General features: G+C 46.6%; 1 protein-coding gene. It reads left to right on the forward strand.

Features of this window, described 5'->3' with window-relative positions:
• Positions 1-70: 70 nt before the first annotated feature.
• Positions 71-431, forward strand: a 361-nt coding sequence (locus H7U32_RS10525) for an MBL fold metallo-hydrolase (protein ID WP_204469958.1), incomplete at its 3' end; no start/stop codon positions are given.

The following is a 431-nucleotide window of genomic DNA, read 5'->3' on the forward strand; positions in this document are numbered from 1 at the left end:
TTTACGGCGTGTGCAGAAAATGCCGTGAAAAAGAAAAATAACGGAAAAATAAACCTATGGAGGTGTAAGCTTGAAAAAAGAAAACAATGGAAAACTGCGTATCATTCCGCTGGGAGGCCTGGAAAAGATCGGAATGAACATCACTGCCTTTGAGTACGGAGACAGTATTGTTGTGGTGGACTGCGGTCTGGCGTTTCCGGAGGATGATATGCTGGGGATCGACCTGGTGATCCCGGACATCACGTATTTGAAGGACAATATCAAGAAGGTCAAGGGGTTTGTTATCACCCACGGACACGAAGACCATATCGGTGCACTCTCTTACGTGCTCAGGGAGATGAACCTGCCTATTTACGCTACAAAGCTGACAATGGGTATCATTGAGAAGAAGCTGACTGAGCACAATCTTCTGAGGAGCACAAGGAGGAAGG

It is taken from the genome of Bifidobacterium pullorum subsp. saeculare (assembly GCF_016899725.1).
Classification (GTDB): domain Bacteria; phylum Actinomycetota; class Actinomycetes; order Actinomycetales; family Bifidobacteriaceae; genus Bifidobacterium; species Bifidobacterium pullorum_C.